The 16,780-nt window shown below is 41.1% G+C and carries 15 protein-coding genes; 5 read left to right on the top strand and 10 right to left on the bottom strand.

What is annotated here, in order from left to right; translation table 11 throughout:
• The first annotated feature begins 538 nt into the window (after window positions 1-538).
• From Q7J27_06265 to Q7J27_06255, 3 genes are all read left to right on the top strand, one after another.
• A complete protein-coding gene (locus Q7J27_06265; protein MDO9528749.1) occupies window positions 539-1,030 on the top strand; it encodes a DUF4390 domain-containing protein in 492 nt (163 codons plus the stop codon).
• Window positions 1,030-3,213 (top strand): ATP-binding protein, encoded by a 2,184-nt coding sequence (locus Q7J27_06260; protein MDO9528748.1) that lies wholly within the window; start codon window positions 1,030-1,032, stop codon window positions 3,211-3,213. Before Q7J27_06265 ends, Q7J27_06260 begins: the two co-directional genes overlap by 1 nt.
• A 103-nt stretch (window positions 3,214-3,316) precedes the next feature.
• Window positions 3,317-4,681, top strand: a complete 1,365-nt coding sequence (locus Q7J27_06255) for a sigma-54 dependent transcriptional regulator (GenBank protein MDO9528747.1) — start codon at window positions 3,317-3,319, stop codon at window positions 4,679-4,681.
• 136 nt (window positions 4,682-4,817) lie between these two features.
• On the opposite strand, the gene Q7J27_06250 is transcribed toward Q7J27_06255, so the two are convergent.
• Complete coding sequence (locus Q7J27_06250; protein ID MDO9528746.1) at window positions 4,818-5,219, bottom strand: DUF3568 family protein; 402 nt, start codon at window positions 5,217-5,219, stop codon at window positions 4,818-4,820.
• 19 nt (window positions 5,220-5,238) lie between these two features.
• On the bottom strand, window positions 5,239-7,695 hold the full coding sequence (locus tag Q7J27_06245) for an AAA family ATPase (protein ID MDO9528745.1): 2,457 nt from the start codon (window positions 7,693-7,695) through the stop codon (window positions 5,239-5,241).
• A 226-nt stretch (window positions 7,696-7,921) separates the two neighbouring features.
• Here Q7J27_06245 and Q7J27_06240 point away from each other — a divergent pair, with 226 nt between their 5' ends.
• Window positions 7,922-8,809, top strand: a complete 888-nt coding sequence (locus tag Q7J27_06240; GenBank protein MDO9528744.1) for a M23 family metallopeptidase — start codon at window positions 7,922-7,924, stop codon at window positions 8,807-8,809.
• A gap of 107 nt (window positions 8,810-8,916) precedes the next feature.
• Here the strand turns inward: Q7J27_06240 and dnaJ are convergent, their stop codons facing one another.
• The 4 genes from dnaJ to Q7J27_06220 form a co-directional block, all read right to left on the bottom strand.
• Window positions 8,917-9,972, bottom strand: coding sequence for a molecular chaperone DnaJ (dnaJ, locus tag Q7J27_06235; GenBank protein ID MDO9528743.1), 1,056 nt, complete (start codon window positions 9,970-9,972; stop codon window positions 8,917-8,919).
• Window positions 9,969-10,367, bottom strand: coding sequence for a hypothetical protein (locus Q7J27_06230; GenBank protein MDO9528742.1), 399 nt, complete (start codon window positions 10,365-10,367; stop codon window positions 9,969-9,971). The genes dnaJ and Q7J27_06230 overlap by 4 nt, the downstream gene beginning before the upstream one ends.
• Before the next feature lie 100 nt (window positions 10,368-10,467).
• Window positions 10,468-11,352 carry a phosphoribosylaminoimidazolesuccinocarboxamide synthase gene (locus Q7J27_06225; GenBank protein MDO9528741.1) on the bottom strand — a complete coding sequence of 295 codons (885 nt, stop codon included), beginning with the start codon at window positions 11,350-11,352 and terminating at the stop codon, window positions 10,468-10,470.
• A gap of 36 nt (window positions 11,353-11,388) precedes the next feature.
• Window positions 11,389-12,018 (bottom strand): MBL fold metallo-hydrolase, encoded by a 630-nt coding sequence (locus tag Q7J27_06220; protein ID MDO9528740.1) that lies wholly within the window; start codon window positions 12,016-12,018, stop codon window positions 11,389-11,391.
• A 207-nt stretch (window positions 12,019-12,225) separates the two neighbouring features.
• Between Q7J27_06220 and Q7J27_06215 the strand changes: the two genes are divergently transcribed.
• Window positions 12,226-13,323 (top strand): sensor domain-containing diguanylate cyclase, encoded by a 1,098-nt coding sequence (locus tag Q7J27_06215; GenBank protein ID MDO9528739.1) that lies wholly within the window; start codon window positions 12,226-12,228, stop codon window positions 13,321-13,323.
• Window positions 13,324-13,344: 21 nt separating this feature from the next.
• Here the strand turns inward: Q7J27_06215 and Q7J27_06210 are convergent, their stop codons facing one another.
• The 4 genes from Q7J27_06210 to Q7J27_06195 all read right to left on the bottom strand — a co-directional run.
• Window positions 13,345-14,442 carry a radical SAM protein gene (locus Q7J27_06210; GenBank protein ID MDO9528738.1) on the bottom strand — a complete coding sequence of 366 codons (1,098 nt, stop codon included), beginning with the start codon at window positions 14,440-14,442 and terminating at the stop codon, window positions 13,345-13,347.
• Window positions 14,443-14,540: 98 nt separating this feature from the next.
• Window positions 14,541-14,885, bottom strand: coding sequence for a type II toxin-antitoxin system VapC family toxin (locus tag Q7J27_06205; GenBank protein ID MDO9528737.1), 345 nt, complete (start codon window positions 14,883-14,885; stop codon window positions 14,541-14,543).
• A 29-nt stretch (window positions 14,886-14,914) separates the two neighbouring features.
• Window positions 14,915-15,154: a type II toxin-antitoxin system prevent-host-death family antitoxin gene (locus Q7J27_06200; GenBank protein MDO9528736.1), complete on the bottom strand. Its 240-nt coding sequence runs from the start codon at window positions 15,152-15,154 to the stop codon at window positions 14,915-14,917.
• Between the two features lie 274 nt (window positions 15,155-15,428).
• On the bottom strand, window positions 15,429-16,780 hold a 1,352-nt coding region (locus Q7J27_06195), incomplete at its 5' end, for an IS1634 family transposase (GenBank protein ID MDO9528735.1).

The raw sequence follows: 16,780 nt of genomic DNA, 5'->3' as shown, positions 1-16,780 counted from the left end.
GTCTGGTATGCACTGGACAGTTCGAGGAGCAAATAATATTATTGCCTTACGTTGTTGTATCCTCAGTAATCGATGGGAAGATTTTTGGGAGTACAGAGCCTGTGGATAAAATATGTTACCCATAAATTTGTCGTACACCCTTTTTCCAAATAGCGCTTGCTTTTTAGCTCCCAGTTTCTTAACATATTCCGATATACAATTGATATGGAAGCTTTGAAAAACTGATAAATATGGTTTTGAGAGCGAATTGAGATTTTTTGCAAACCATTAAAGCTCTCTCTGCAGCAAGCTGCAGAGGAGGGTTTAAACGTAAGGAACAATTCTGTTACATTTGCTTGCTATGCTCGCTGTGCACTTTCTTGATCGAAACGTATTAATTTCAAAATGAAAGTCGATGGAAGTTTGGTGGGTATCCTTTCAAAAAGGAATCTTTTTTAAAAGTCTCATTGTAAGGATTTTAATGTTAAAAAAATTTTTTCTTTTACCAGTATTTTTGGCATATTTCCTGTTAATTCTCGTTCCTGTCAGATCTTATTGTATGGAAGCGAGAGTAACAGATTTTTTAGTGACGAATACTGCCGATGATGTACTGGTTTACTTCAGAGTGACTAACTGTTTTACAGAAGATATGGAAAAGGCTGTCTTGGCCGGCATACCCACTACTTTCACTTTTTTGCTGGAATTGTACAAAGAACGGGGATACTGGTTTGATAAAAAAGAATACCGTCGGGAGATAAAGCACACTATTAAGTATGATAATGTAAAAAAGATCTTCTATGTTTCGCTTGCCGAAAATGGAGGAAAACCGATGGCGTTCAGTGATTTTGATGAGGCAAAGAGGGCCATGGCGGAGCTGAACGGTGTAGCTATTGTCCCTCTTAAACTCCTAAAAAGAGAAGGGCAATACCATATAAGAGCGAAAGCACAGTTGGACAAGGTACGTCTGCCTTTTCGCATGGAATATGTTTTATTCTTTGTTTCCATGTGGGACTTCGAAACAGATTGGTATAAACAGGGGTTCGTCTATTGATGGATATCAAGGAATCGAGAAGACGTCGCAGGGAACGGATTATAATTGCTGCAACTATAGTTATTATAGTTGTTCTTACTTTTGTCGAAAGTCATCTTTCCCAAACGGAGACGCTTCTTCCTGTTTCAAATGATGTATTGATCTTTGGTCTTATCAACATCAACATTATATTGGCTCTTTTTCTCATATTTTTGATTATGAGAAACATTGTCAAGCTCGTTTTTGAGCGAAAACGGGGTGTCCTCGGTTCTAAACTCCAGACTAAACTTGTTGTGGCCTTTGTGAGCCTGTCTTTAATTCCTACCGTGGTTCTCTTTCTGGTTTCAATTAATTTTCTTTCTTATAGCATAGATAACTGGTTTAACATTAAGATAGGCGGTGCTCTCAATCAATCCCTGGAAGTTGCCCAGACCTATTATCAACAGTCTGCTGATAGTGTGAACTATTATGCAAAGCAGATCAGTTCCGATATTACAAGTAATAAATTGTACGAAAAGGGGAAAAGAGATTATCTTAAAACCCTGATGGAACAAAGACAGAAAAGCTTCAAACTGGGATTGATAGAGATATATTTTGATAATCAGAAGGAAAAATTACTTGTCATAAGTCCAGACAATCCGGATATCACACCAATAAAACTTTCTCCTAAGATTCTCGAAGATGTATATATGGGAAAGGAGGTTTCAACAGTACAGTCCACAGGTGCCGGTGATTTCATAAGTGCCATGGCACCAGTATATTCCAACCTCAGCCCGAGAGAGGTTATAGGGGTGGTTATTGCGGGTTTTTATATTAGTAAGGATCTTGTTGATAAAATGGCCGTCATTTCTAAAACATCTGAAGAATACAAACAGTTCAAACTTCTAAAAACTCCAATAAAATCAAGTTATATTATCACTTTTTCGATTGTAACACTTTTGATTATTTTTTCTGCTACCTGGTTTGGTATTTTCTTAGCTAAGGGGATTACGGTTCCAATCCAGGATCTGGCAGAGGCGACTGAAGAAATAGCTAAAGGGAATCTTGGCCATCAAATAGATGTTGTGGCCGATGGCGAAATAGGAGTTCTTGTCGATTCCTTCAATCAGATGACTAAAGACCTGAAAACGAGTAATGAAAGTTTGGAGCAGGCGAATATAGATCTTGAACAGCGTAGAAAATATATGGAAACGGTTCTCCGTAATGTTTCGGCAGGAGTTGTTTCTATAGACAGGGACGGGGTAATAACTACCATAAACAGTGTTGCTGAAAAAATGCTGGACATAAAAACTCAAAAGGTTTTGAACAGGAAATATGAAGATGTTCTGAAAACTGAGCATAAGGTTCTGGTAAGTGATTTTCTGAAAGAAATGAGGAAGACCGAAAGCGGTTTTAAGGAGAAGCAGGTACAGTTGATGCTCAGGGACAGGGTGCTGACGGTTTTGGTAGCCGCTGCAACATTAAAGGATGATGACGATAATTATATGGGCATGGTGGTCGTGTTTGAGGATTTGACACAGGTAAAGAAGGCCGAGAGGATAGCGGCATGGCGAGAGATTGCAAAAAGAATAGCTCATGAGATAAAAAATCCTTTAACGCCTGTTCAGCTCTCCGCCCAGAGATTGCAAAGAAAATATGGCGACAAACTGGGTGATGATGGATCTGTATTCCGAGAATGTACAGGGACGATAATAAATCAGGTAGAGGTTCTAAAGAGTTTAGTCAATGAATTCTCCCGGTTTGCCAGGATGCCTGTTACCAAACTTGCTCCGGGTGACCTGGGTGAGGTTATAGCAGATTCCATAACTCTCTTTCAGGACGCCCACAAAGGCATATCATTTGATTTTCAAAACGGTTCCAATATACCTAAATTGAATCTCGATGCAGAGAAGATAAAGAGAGTCATGGTTAATCTTTTAGATAATGCCGTTGCAGCGGTTAATGAAAACGGAAAGATTGAAATTAAAACCTCATACGATAAAGTGTATCGTAAGGTCATGGTACAGGTCATTGATAATGGTTGTGGTATACCCCCGGGTGATAAGATGAAGTTGTTTGAACCATATTTTTCCACAAAAAAGTCGGGGACAGGTCTTGGTCTTGCTATAGTAAGTTCAATTATATCAGATCATAATGGTACTGTTAGCGTAAGGGATAATAGTCCGAAAGGAACAATAATAACATTTGAATTGCCGGTTGCTTAGTAAAAGTGTAAAGTGAACTAAAGTGAGCTAAAGTGCCCAAAGTTAAGGATTTTGATCATTTAACTTTAGATCACTTTAGACACTTTTGGCTTAAGAGGGAAGTATGTATAAAACAATACTAATTGTAGATGATGAAGAGAGTATCTGTCAATCGCTAAAGGGAATTCTTGTCGATGAAGGCTATGAAGTTTTTATTGCAAAGAGCGGAGAGGAATCCCTCAAAATCATAGAGGAGGAACTGCCTGATCTTGTTCTTCTTGATATCTGGCTTCCGGGGATCGATGGAATTGAAACACTCAAGATTATTAAGTCAGATTTTCCACATATACAGGTTGTTATGATGTCAGGACACGGAACGATAGAAACTGCCGTAAAATCAACAAAATTGGGAGCATTTGACTTTATTGAAAAACCGCTCTATTTGGATAAAGTCGTTCTGATTGTAAATCATGCTTTGGATCTGGTTCGCCTGGAAGCTGAAAATAAATTATTAAAGCAAAAATTTGCTCAGGATTATGAACTTACAGGAAGTAGCAATTCCGTTAGAGATTTAAAAGAATTAATCGGAATTATTGCCCCGACCAATGCCTGGATATTGATAATGGGAGAAAATGGTACGGGGAAGGAACTCGTTGCAAGATCGATACATAGGCAGAGCAAAAGATCGCAAAACCATTTTGTTGAAGTAAATTGTGCTGCCATACCAGAAGAATTGATAGAAAGTGAACTTTTTGGACATGAAAAAGGGGCATTTACAGGAGCCACAGAAAAAAAGAGGGGAAAGTTTGAGTTGGCACATAAAGGCACTATGTTTTTAGACGAAGTGGCAGATATGAGTCTGAAAGCCCAAGCAAAGATTCTCAGAATTCTTCAGGAGAAAAAAATTGCAAGAGTTGGGGGTACAAAGGTTATTGAAACTGATGTTCGCGTGCTGGCTGCAACGAACAAAAATCTTGAAAAGGAAATGGAGGAAGAAAGGTTCAGGCAGGATCTCTACTATAGATTAAATGTTATTCCTATTAGAATTCCTCCTTTAAGGGACAGAAAAGAGGATATTTCCCTTCTTGCAAATCATTTTTTGAAAGAGTTTTCACTTAAAGAGAGCTCTAACAAAAAAACTATTACAGAAGATGCGCTGGAAATATTGATGGATCACGACTGGCCGGGAAATGTTCGAGAGTTGAAAAATGTTGTAGACCGGCTGGTTATAACTGTCCCGTCTGACGTTATTTCTGGTGACGATATTCCCTTTTTATTGAAGCAAGATCGGAGCGTAAAGCCGGATGATTCATTTTTCTCTTTCGATTCGTTAAGGATGGCAAAGATAGAATTTGAAAAGAGATTTATTGCCGGAAAGCTTCGAGAGAATGATGGAAATGTTTCAAAAACAGCCGAGTTGATCGATTTAGAAAGGAGTAATCTTCATAGAAAAATTAAAAGCTACGGTTTGGAGGTAAAAAAGGAATAGTCACTACTCAGGCATGAGTAGTGACGAGGAACAAAGTGACAAAGGTTCACCCTGTTAAATAGGGGGTTCCCCTTGGGAAATTTAACAGGGCAGGCAGAGACACAAAGAAAGAAAAGAAGAACGAACAGAACAGTGACTATTTTTTTATAAGATTATCATTAATTTTGTCATGCAGGAGTTGAGATGAAAGTTTGTTCCCCAAAAGACCTACACGTATGGCCACGGTAGTTACATTCTTTGCCTTATATTTGACTGAAATATGAACCTTCTCGCCGTCTATCACGGCATCAATCGTTCCCTGACTTATTTCTTTGTATGGTTCTACTTCGATACCATGTCGGTCCGCGACGACTTTCTCACAGGCAACCCATACCCTGTCAAAAGAAAAGTAATAGTCTGTAGCCATCTCACCTTTTACATAAAAGTAAGTTCCAGAACCTGCACCACCGGCCGCTACACCGATGGGAATAGCATAACAACCCGTAACAGCAAAAACGCCAGCTATAAAAAATAAAAACCAGGTTTTTCTTTTAAGCATTATCTTCTCCTTATTTTAATTATCCTTTATTCTTTTCTTCTTCCCCAAAGTCTTTAAGACTTGTGGCAAGGATTTTCAGTCGTTCATCGACAAGGAAATTTACCGTATTTTCCGGACATTTACCGTCTTCATTTATCTCCCCCGCTTCGACATCGGTGAGGATTGTAATACCTTCATCTATAGTATTCACAGGATATACATGAAATTTTCCTTCGGAAACGGATTGTACGACATCTTTTCTTAACATAAGATCGGGAGCGTTCAGTGCAGGGATCATTACCCCCTGTGTTCCTGAAAGCCCCCTGGCCTTGCAGACATCGTAAAATCCTTCAATCTTCTGATTTACGCCCCCTATCGGCTGAATTTCCCCCTTCTGGTTTACGGAACCTGTAACCGCTATATCCTGTCTTATAGGAAGATTTGAGAGACTTGACAGAATTGCATAGATTTCTGTTGATGAAGCGCTGTCTCCATCTACTCCCCCATAAGACTGTTCGAAGCATATGCTGGCACTCATAGTTAATGGTTTATCTTGAGCATATTTCCTTCTGAAGTATCCTTCAAGGATTAGCATTCCCTTGTCATAAGTCTTGCCTGAAAGTTTGGCTTCTCTTTCTATATTGATAATGCCGGCTTTCCCCATGGATGTTTCTGCCGTGATCTTTGAAGGTTTTCCGAAGGCGTAATCCCCCATATCATAGACAGAGAGACCGTTTACCTGGCCTACTTTCTCTCCGTCAATATCTATCATAATCGTTCCATCTTCAATCATTTCCTGGATCTTGTCTTCAATGAGGCTTACCCGATCGATTTTTTCGGTGTAAGCAATGTCAACATATTTATCCGTGACAATATTACTTTCTTCCTTTCTTGCCCAGTAACTTGCTTCCCTTACAAGATCCGCTACGTCGCTGAATCTGGTGGATAATTTCTTTTGCTTGCTCGTTAATTTAACCCCAAACTCAATGACTGCTGCTACTGCCCTTCTGTCAAACTGGAGCAGGTTTTCCTCCTCGATGATCATTTTAATGAAACTGGTATAGCAAGCTATATTTTCTTTTGTCTTGGGCATTTCTGTATCGAAATGCGCCTTTGTCTTGAATATTTTTTTAAAGTCCTCTTCTAAGTTGTAAAGAAGATGGTAGAGATGATCGTCTCCTACCATTATGACCTTGACATCTAAGGGGATCGATTCCGGTTTTAAAGCGGTAGATGCCATGCTGAACGGATCATAGGGTTGCATAATTAAGAGCCTGTTTTTGAGAGTTCTTTTAAGGAATGGCCATACCCCCGGTTCAATCAGGGACTCTAATGCGTTAAAGACAATGTATCCGCCATTAGCCCGGAGGAGAGAGCCGGCCTTGATCCGAGTAAAATTTGTTCTCCAGAAACCCGACCTGTCAACTTCCCTCTCCACGGTACCGAACAAATTTTTGTATGTGGGGGCCGTTTCTATGATTACAGGGAGTTTATCGGTTTGAGAGTTGTCAACCAGGACGTTGACTTCATACTCAATAGGTTTTTCTTTTTGTTGTGAAGGAAAGGGGGCTGGTATCATCTGTTGTTGCTGCTGTTCTTCGTATTTTTCTTCAAACTGTTTGAGATTTGAAAGGATATGTTCCTGAACCTCATCTAAATAATTCTTTACTTTTTCGTTATTGCCGTCGTATTTGATTCTTATATCCGAAACAATTCCACTTACCACAGGAAGGCCGTATTTGTGTTCAAGAGACGCAATTTCTTTGAGGATCTCTTTTTCAATCTGCCGTGTTTCCCTCATAAGAACGTCGAGTTCAATTCTGTAATCGCTCAGCTTTTCTTTTATTTTTTCCAAGGCCTCTTTGTCAAATTTACCCTGCTGTGCAAGGTCTTCTAATTGCTTGATTAGGGTCGGTTTTCCTTCATAAAGAGGCGCAATGTCCTGTTTTGTATAAGGTCCAATTTGAAATTGCACCAGTTGCAGGTTTTCCTTTGAAAGCTTTTCGTTGAATTCTCTTATCAATTCTTTCTGCTTTGTCCTGTAGTTATTGGCAAGCTGTTCAGATTCCTTTTTGAACTCCTCACTGTCAAAAATTAGAGGAATATCTTTTTTTATATGCGAGACAAGTTCATTCATGTCATTTTTAAGTTTTCTGCCCATTCCTGCAGGAAGCATTATGACTCTGGGCATATCAGGATTCTTGAAATTATTCACATAACAGATGTCGTCCGGGATTTTCTTTTTGAGATCGAGTTGATTAAGGAGGTTTTTTATTGTAGATGTCTTTCCGGTTCCTGTCAGACCCGATGCATAGATATTGTAACCGGGGCTATCTATTTCAAGACCCATGCTGATTGATTTTATTGCTCTGTCCTGTCCTATGATTTCTCTGCTGTACTCACACTCTTCGGTGGTTTCGAAGCCGAGGGAATCAGGATCGCATTTCCATCGCAATTTTTCCGGGGGGACTTCTTTAAAACCGGGCAGTTTATTCATTTTTTCTCCTGATAAACGTATAACATTCTCATTTTAATAGTTATATAATTTATACTTTCTAAATTGTCCATATTTTTATTTGAAGTAAAAACGTTTTATGGTACAAAAGCGCTCCTGATTTACAGAATATATAAAACGGAACAGATACCGTATAATGATACAAAAGACAGTGCAGATAACCCTCAACAACCTCCCTTTGTTGAAGGGGAGTTGGGAAAATTGTCAGATGAAAAAGATTTTCATGCTGGCCAACCTTATAGTTTTTCTTTTCCCCGGTTTTCTTTATTCGTTTGAATCCGGTATTATTAAAGATAATGATCAGATAAGTATCAAATCCGAGTATCGCAGACTCTTTCAGGGTGAGGCTGTAAAGATTACCCTGCGGTCTCCGAAACTTTCCTCCGCAAAAGCCCATTTTAATGGAAAAGATTACAAGTTTGTTTCTACCAGAGACCCCTTGACATCTTTCTTCCTTATGAGTTTGGGTCTCGATATTAAGCCAGGAATTTATGATCTTGATATTCAGATTGAATTTGCAGATGGACGAAGAAGGGACTTTTCTTTTAAGATCCCTGTTTCAAAAGGGAAATTTAATTTGAAGAAGATCAAAGTGGATCAAAGGTTCATTTGTCCCTCTCCTGAAGCGCAAGAGAGAATAGTAAGGGAAGTAGAACTCACCAGAGCTATCTATAAGGAATTTACACCCCACTGGTTGGGCGATGGAAAATTTATTGTTCCCGTAGGGGAAAGAATTAAAGAAAATTTTGGAGAAAGAAGAATATTTAATGATGAATTTTACTCTCGCCACAAGGGTGTTGATGTTCCATGTTCGGCTGGAGTGCCTGTTAAAGCTTCAAATTTAGGAAAAGTAGTTCTGACTCGTGACCTTTATTTTTCCGGCAATACAGTTATTATTAATCATGGCCTCGGATTTTTTTCCATATATTGTCATCTGTCAGGTATCTGCATTAAAGAGAAGGAGTTGGTAGAGAAGGGTAAAATTATCGGTTATACAGGATCGACCGGCAGGGTTACCGGTTCCCACCTGCACTGGGGATTCAGGCTCTTTGACGATTATGTTGATCCCCTTTCAGTTGTTTATTTGTCTTTTTAGTTGTTTGAAATTTCCTTTACTAAGGTATTGCGAAGAAAGATATCTCTTTGTGCCTTTGGAACTATGTGCCTTTGTGCCTCAAGCTATCGGCGTTAGCCGATAGCAGATTACTCTCCGCTCAGCTTGTCAAATTCCTTGAGGAGTTTTTCCTGCTTTTTATTAAGGTTGGTCGGAATCTTTACCGTCACCTGGACGATCTGGTCTCCCCTTCCAAAACCCCTCAGGTGGGGGATTCCCTTTCCCCTCAGTCGAAAAAGTTTTCCGTTTTGAGTTCCCTTCGATATTTTAATTTTTTCAGTGCCTTCTATGGTAGGTACTTCAATGTTTGCCCCCAGGGTAGCCTCAACAATGGAAATAGGCACCTGGCAGCGTATATCGTTACCATCCCTTTCGAAAAACTTATGTGGCTCTACATAGATAAAAACATAGAGATCACCCGTCGGTCCCCCGAATTCTCCTTCTTCTCCTTCCCCTCTCAGTCTCAGTCGAGAACCCGTTTCCACACCAGGGGGTATTTTTAGATGAACCGCTTTTTTTGTTTTTGCGCTCCCGGTTCCCATACACTTCCTGCACGGGTTCTTTATTATCCTCCCTTCACCCCGGCATTGGGGACATGTAGAACTTATGCTGAAAAATCCGCTGGTTTTGGTGACCTGACCTCTTCCTCCGCAGTGAGAGCAGATCTCCGGAGAGGTTCCCGGTGCTGTTCCTGTCCCTTCGCAATCGCCGCACTTTACAAATTTTTCTATTTCAATATCGGTAGATTTTCCGAAGGCGGCATCCATGAAGGAAATGGTTAGGTCATAACGGAGATCGGCTCCTGCGCGGGCGGCTGTTCTCGATCGTCTTCCATTGCTGAAGCCGAAGATATCTTCGAATATGTCGCCAAAGCTTGAAAATATGTCTTCAAATCCGGTAAAACCTCTGAATCCGCTTCCACTCAGTCCCTCATGGCCGTATCTGTCATATATCTCTCTCTTTTCTCCGTTTCGCAGTACTTCGTAAGCCTCTGCCGCCTCTTTAAACTTCTCTTCGGCATCTTTATCTCCCGGGTTTCTATCCGGGTGATATTTCATAGCCAATTTCCTGTACCTTTTTTTTATCTCATCTTCGGAGGCAATTCTCTCTACACCAAGAATTTCGTAATAATCATTTCGTATCATTCAGCTTGCTGTTTCCCTTCTGGGGGTAAAAGTTCCTTTATTTTGTCAATCATGGAGTTATTTCCACCCCTTTCAAAGGCGTGGATGGCAAAGGTATATTTTTTAAGCTCGAATGCCCTTTTGCCTATTGTATTCCATTCTTCACTGGAAGCATCAATATTTAGGGCATTCAGAATATGCTGAAACTCAAAAACATCCCCTTCTTTTATTGTTATCTCTTTAATTTTTTCCAGGCCTTCAATATGGTTAGCCTTTTGATAAAAATCGATGGCATCGGAGATTCTTTCTGTCTCGAGGTACTTATCTCCATAAGCTGTAAGTGCTGTTGGGGATGTGTCGCCCCTGTAAAGAATTTTCTGTTTTTCCTTGTAATCGGGCAGTTTAATTTTTGCCACTCTATTCTTACCTGTAAGCTATGCGCAATATGTTTAAAGACGTACCTGTAGACACTAAAGATAATAATCCGCTGCTCTTGTGTCAAGGTTTGGAGAGATTTTATTTGGTAAGACGCCTCAGGGCTTCCTCATACTTCTCTTTTGTTTTTTTAATAATCTCTGGAGGAAGCTGCGGGGCAGGAGGGGCTTTGTCCCATTTGATAGAGATGAGATAGTCCCTCAAGAATTGCTTGTCAAAGCTTTTTTGAGGCCTTCCTTCCTCGTACGTGTCTTTGGGCCAGAACCTTGACGAGTCGGGTGTGAGAAGTTCGTCGATCAATATCAGCTTATCTTCAATCATTCCAAATTCCATTTTAGTATCAGCTATAATTATTCCTTCCTGCTCGGCAATTTTCGATGCCCTGTCATAGATGTTCATAGAGGCTTCGATTATTTTTACCGTAAGCTCTTGACCGATTATATCTTCCATCTTTTCCTTTGTGATGGGGATATCGTGTTTGCCTTCCGGTGCCTTGATGGATGGAGTAAAGATCGGTTGAGAAAGCCTGGCGGATTCCTTCAATCCTTGCGGAAGCCTTATCCCTGAGATAGAATTATCCTGGCAATAATTTTTCCAGCCGGAACCGCTTAGATATCGTCGCACAACGCATTCCACGGGGAGCGGTCTCGCTTTTTTTACAAGCATACTTCTTCCCTGCAGGGTATCCCTGTAGGGAAGGCATTCTTCGGGGAATTCATTTGTGTCTGTTGAAATAAGGTGATTGTCAATTATATCTCCCGTCTTCTTGAACCAGAAGGCGGACATGGAAGTTAATATTTTCCCTTTACCCGGTATAGGATTCGGCATAATAAAATCAAAAGCGGATATTCTATCGGTAGCTACTATGAGGAGGTGGCTGTTAATTTCATAAATATCCCTTACCTTCCCCCTGTTTAACAACTTTAATCCCGTGAAATCTGTTGTGGTTAGACCCGCATTTTCCATGAAATGAATCCTTGTTCAAAGTTCAAAGTTTCGAGTTTATCTCAGGTATGGGTTGTTCTGCTTCTCATTTTCTATGGTGGAAGTAGACGCCCTTCCGTAGTTATGCCCTGGCAGTACCACAGTTTCATCAGGGAGGATGAGCAGTTTTTCTTTGATTGAAAGAAGCATGGTTTCCCATGATCCATCGGGAGGATCTGTTCTTCCAACTCCTTTTACAAAAAGGGTGTCTCCGGTCAGGACATACCCTTTAGTATAAAGAGCAATTCCTCCCGGGGAGTGTCCTGGTGTGTGAATTACCCTGAGATTCACCTTTCCTACAGTGATAGTATCTCCATCCTTAACAGTTATGTCCGGTGGTGGAGACGGTTTGGCCCGGAACATTCTGAATATCAGTGGAGGCGTGGAAGTCAGCATGTAGGCATCATCTTCGTGGATGATAATTTCTGCACCTGTTTTATCTTTCATGTCAGCATTTCCGGTGATATGATCAACGTGGCCATGGGTGTTAACGATGTATTTAATCTTTATGTTGTTATCTTCAGCTTCCGAAATGATACGATCAGTTTCTGCGGCAGGATCAACAACCAACCCCTCACCGCTCTCTTTGTCACCTATAATGTAGGCAAATACTGACATATGACCTACCTGTAACTGTTTTAAAAACATACGTAACCCCTCCAATAGATTATAAAACCGCACCCTTTTTACACCGCAAAGGAAGAATCCTGATAACTTTTTTTTGAGTGAAAGTCAATTTATTTTAGGCCGTTGTCAAAAAATGGAGAGAGGCCATCAGGAAAATATATGGGAAAAGCGATTTACTTCCTTCACCTGTTTTTGATATGGTGAAACTCAAGTGCGAGGGGGGGAAAGATGAAAATGGATGCCACAACGGTTCAAAACCAATTTGATATTTTCAACAATATCGGGAAAATACTTGCGTCTTCACTGGATATAAAGGAGGTCTTCCGGCGTGTCATGGAAGTTATAGGCGATTATTTTGCCCCACAGAATTGGTCTCTGTTGCTGATGGAAGAAGAAACCGGGAGACTGAAATTTGAAATTGTTATGGGAGTGGATGCAGGAAAACTGAAAAATTTTTACTTGGAACGGGGTGAGGGAATTGCTGGATGGGTTTGTCTTAACGGTAAACCGATCGTAGTGGAAGACGTACGAAAGGACCCCCGTTTTAGCTCCCGAGTAGACCAACTTCTGGATTTTCAAACACGATCAGTGGTTTGTGTTCCGCTGGTGGATGGTAAAAATCGTATTGTGGGTGTTATTGAGCTCATAAACAAACTTACATCAGAGCTTGTGACATCAGATTCAGGGGGGGTTTTTACTGAGATGGACATGGCGATTCTTTCATCAATCGGGATTTTTACGGGAATTGCTATTGAAAATGCTTTTTTGCACCAGAAAATTGTCGAGTTAGCCATGATTGATTCACTTACAGGTGTCAATACCCGCCATTATTTCAACGAGACATTCGAACGCGAAGTGGAGCGTATTTACCGCTACGGCCATACAGTCTGTGTGCTCATGATGGACGTAGATGGACTAAAAGCCATAAACGATCAGCATGGACACTTAACAGGTGACAAAATTATCCGTACCGTTGCTGATATACTCAAATCCTCTGTAAGAAAATCCGATATCGTCGCACGATTCGGCGGAGATGAGTTTGTTGTACTTATGCCGATGTCAGATGAATCCAACGGCAGGGAACTGTCGAAACGGATACAGGAGTTAATAGATGAGTGGAACAAGAAGTCATTAATTCCGGGTGTTAAACTTGGATTGAGTATCGGTATCCATGAAGCTGGACCCACTAACGCAAAAGATATTCTCTCAATTGCGGATCAAAAATTGTACCAGGACAAAAGTTTAAAAAAGAAAGCTGAAGAAATAACATCTGAAGACCAGATGCGCCGTTATTTGAGGGACACCTTGCCCGAAGAAAATGAGTAATGATTCACCCACGTGGTCCTTTCATACAAGAAGGTGGGCATTTCCTATCCTGACATTTTCGAGCCCCTCTTCCTTGGCAACACTGAGATATCTGTATGCCAGGACTTTTTCAGTCAATGGCATGTCCGACATATAAAATTGGGGATGAAAGGCAAGAAGACTATAGGGGATGTCAGGATTTATTGAGGCAATAAATTTCGCGATTCCCCTTATCTCATCTTCATCGATGTATCCTGGAACAAGTAGAGTGCTTGCAATAAGAAGGGGAGGTACAGGTCTTTTATTGATTTTCTTTCCCGCCCTCATGAAGTTTTCCAGGGTTCTTTTATTCGTAATTCCTGTTAAGGCTGTGTGAAGATTTTTATCCCACGCCTTTAAATCAAACTTTATACAGCCTCCGGAAGAAAGTGCTATTTCTATCATCTCATCAAGAAGACTCTGGTGCATCGAACCATTAGTTTCCCAGCATATTCTCAGAATCTTCCCTTTATTTTTGTCAAGGGCAAGCCTTGATGCCTTGAGTGAGAAGGAAAGCTGTGGTGTTGGATCCCCTCCGAAGTAGCAGATGCAGGAGGTTCTCTCATCGACATCCGAAACGAGGTTAGATATAGAAGTTGTGTAAGGTTTAATGGCTTCGCGCTTGGACTGCCAGTTCTGACAGTAAAGACAGTTAAATGAACATCCATGAAAGAATACCGCAAGGTTCTTGTATCCAAATTCAGGCCCCGGACAGTGGGCATATTGGGGATATCCGGCACCTGTTCCTCCGGGACATATAAAGTCTCCGACGCAATTTGTGGGGAGGGAATCGTGATACCATGACAGATTCCCTTTTTCAGAAGATACGCCGGTGATCTTCCCACCCTCGTTCTTTCTCAATCCGCAGTATCCAATTTCATTTTCAGGGATTCTGCATTCGTTTACACAAATAGTACAGGGAATGCCGAGCGGGTCTTTAGGCGGCTTTTCCGGAAGTCCAAAGGTTGCTCTGCTTCTCGCATGGGCCTGTACTGCAAGTGCAAGAGCATCCTCCGGTCTTTCCCGAATACACTTAAGGCACACTCCAAGTTCTTTTGAAATGAAGCGTGAAGCAGTATTACACAAATTACACTGAGCCATTATTTCGATTCAAACTTCCCAGGTATCAAGGTGTCGCATTAGTACAAAAAAAGTTTCTTGACGACGATTCCCATCCCGGAATTCCCATATCTCTGACCTCATGGACGAAATTTTGTAATTTGAATATCTTTTACTATTCGGTAATGCTTATCATTGCCAGTAAGAATTGGCAAACCATATGTTACGGCTGTGGCGACAATCAATGCGTCAGCTAATTGCAACGAATGGCTTAAGAAATGTTGTTCAACGTAGAACATAGCCTTAGAAGATATCTCTTCGGAAATATATAGTACTTTAGCATTCCAGGAATGAATAGACTTACGGAGACTATTTAATTCTTTCTTATTTCTCATTCCATGAACTAATTCCATATATGTAACAACTGACATGAAGAAATTATTGCCCCTCTCAATAGCCTTATATGCTTTTTCATTTCCTTTCATGTACCAAATAAGGACATCTGTATCGATAATCATTTCAAAAATCTACCTTTCCTCAAGTTTCTTACATACTCCTCAATATTCTGAATATCTTCACGTTCTTTCCAAATACCAAATAGTTCGTCTTTTTCAATCTTCTTTCCTTCTTTGTGGTAGGGCACAAGTTTTGCGCAAGGCTTACCTCTGTATGTAATAATTACTTCTTCTCCTCTGCTTACGGTGTTTAATAATTCACGCGATTGGAATCTAAGGTCTTTAGCTGTTGCTTTCATGATAATCTCCTCGACAAATGTTTACACTTTGAATTGTATATTCCAGAAAAGAGGATGTCAAGAATATTTTATGGGTAGGACTAATAGACATTGAGGAGTTATCTATAAATTCATATTATTTTTAATTTCCGCTAAACTTATCAATATCAGCAATAGTTGCCTTTGCTTTGGGTTTGGGATCAGTAAGTAAACGAATCGTCAGATAGTGTGCAATAACATACATATACACCGGTATTAAAAAACAGGCGTGTGTCTACAAAATCAGGGGGTGTTTTTACAGTTTTTCGAGTTCGAAGGCTATGTTGGGGGTTGGAACCTTCAGTTTTTTCAGGATGTTGCGGATATTGGGTGTTATTTCGTTACGCCTGAAGAATTTATGGGAATTTGTTCGAAATTCTGAGACCTGAAGACCCTCAAGATTGTGCTGAATCCTGCTCCATGTATCATTACATTCGATCTCCGCGATACGCTCTATGAGAAGGGAAAGAACACACAGTTTCACATGGGCCTCAATGCGGCGGGGTACCCAGTGGTACATGGGACACATCTTGAGCTGAGTTCTTTTCATTGAGCGGAAACACCGTTCTATTACCATCAACCCCTTGTAACCGCAGGCCGCATCCTCAAGGGTTATGGTATCGTCGTTGGTCTCAATGACCCACTTGCCGTCATACTTTGCGGATTCCTTGACCTTATTGCGGTCAATCCGGATATTGCCGCTCTTTGTAATAGTGAGATAACGTTTATATCGTCTGGATGCCAGAAGCTCTATGGCCCACTTGGCCGTGGCTTTTCTGCTTTTGTGTTTATCGAGTTCCTTCTCAAGGAATGCAACGACCTCTTCGCGGTGCTTCTTCTGTCTTCTTGCCTCAGAGGGATTGTAACAGAGGATATAACGTCTTCTTCGCTCGCCGTCTCCTGTGATAACTTCCTTGGCATGGAGGTTGTCGCTGATAACGGTGTAACGTCCCCTTTTAGAAAGCACGGTATCTCGTATCTCAGATACTAAAGCCATGCGTGAGGCGAGGAGATACTTTCCGCAGGCCTTCGAAAGTTCCTTTTTGTTCTCAATGGAGTTCATGCCTGAATCGGCAACAAAAAGGGCACGGCCAAGCTTCCATCCCCTCAGGTCATCTCTTATCTTTTTGATGGTTGCGGTATCGGATGTGTTTCCCGGGAAGACCCAGCTCCTTACAGGCAATCCTTCACGTGTAACTGCAAGAGCCACAACCACCTGGGGAGACCAGGTTCCTTCTTTTGAATGACCGAAGGCACGGAAGGAATCTTCATAATCTATGGAAAAGGAAGCGGTGGTGGTATCGTAGAAGATAAGATCCACTTCAAGATTGAGCAGATTCGCGGTTTGAAAGAATACCTGTTCTTCCACCTCGGACATGTGGTCATAGAAGAGGTCCATCGCTTCGTAGATCTGTTCGAGTTTCAGAAATTGACAGGAGGGAATATAGACCTTTGACAGCCATCGTTCCCATAGCCCCAGTTTTGAATCGGGATCGGTGAGCCTATTGGCGACCATGGCAAAGATTGCTCTTTCATAGGGAACCTTCAGCTTCTTTGACTTGCAGATATCGCGGAAGATCTGTCCGATGCCCAGACGTTCCCACAGCG

Source organism: Syntrophales bacterium (genome assembly GCA_030655775.1).
GTDB lineage: Bacteria > Desulfobacterota > Syntrophia > Syntrophales > JADFWA01 > JAUSPI01.
The sequence above is the reverse complement of the archived record's forward strand: the minus strand, read 5'-3'. Positions and strand labels throughout refer to the sequence as shown.

Bases quoted from the DNA above. Each gene is read 5' to 3' on its own strand.
- Q7J27_06265 (MDO9528749.1), top strand. From the start codon at position 539: ATGGAAGCGAGAGTAACAGATTTTTTAGTGACGAATACTGCCGATGAT.
- Q7J27_06260 (MDO9528748.1), top strand. From the start codon at position 1,030: ATGGATATCAAGGAATCGAGAAGACGTCGCAGGGAACGGATTATAATT.
- Q7J27_06255 (MDO9528747.1), top strand. From the start codon at position 3,317: ATGTATAAAACAATACTAATTGTAGATGATGAAGAGAGTATCTGTCAA.
- Q7J27_06250 (MDO9528746.1), bottom strand. From the start codon at position 5,219: ATGCTTAAAAGAAAAACCTGGTTTTTATTTTTTATAGCTGGCGTTTTT.
- Q7J27_06245 (MDO9528745.1), bottom strand. From the start codon at position 7,695: ATGAATAAACTGCCCGGTTTTAAAGAAGTCCCCCCGGAAAAATTGCGA.
- Q7J27_06240 (MDO9528744.1), top strand. From the start codon at position 7,922: ATGAAAAAGATTTTCATGCTGGCCAACCTTATAGTTTTTCTTTTCCCC.
- dnaJ (MDO9528743.1), bottom strand. From the start codon at position 9,972: ATGATACGAAATGATTATTACGAAATTCTTGGTGTAGAGAGAATTGCC.
- Q7J27_06225 (MDO9528741.1), bottom strand. From the start codon at position 11,352: ATGGAAAATGCGGGTCTAACCACAACAGATTTCACGGGATTAAAGTTG.
- Q7J27_06220 (MDO9528740.1), bottom strand. From the start codon at position 12,018: ATGTTTTTAAAACAGTTACAGGTAGGTCATATGTCAGTATTTGCCTAC.
- Q7J27_06215 (MDO9528739.1), top strand. From the start codon at position 12,226: ATGAAAATGGATGCCACAACGGTTCAAAACCAATTTGATATTTTCAAC.
- Q7J27_06210 (MDO9528738.1), bottom strand. From the start codon at position 14,442: ATGGCTCAGTGTAATTTGTGTAATACTGCTTCACGCTTCATTTCAAAA.
- Q7J27_06205 (MDO9528737.1), bottom strand. From the start codon at position 14,885: ATGAAAGGAAATGAAAAAGCATATAAGGCTATTGAGAGGGGCAATAAT.
- Q7J27_06200 (MDO9528736.1), bottom strand. From the start codon at position 15,154: ATGAAAGCAACAGCTAAAGACCTTAGATTCCAATCGCGTGAATTATTA.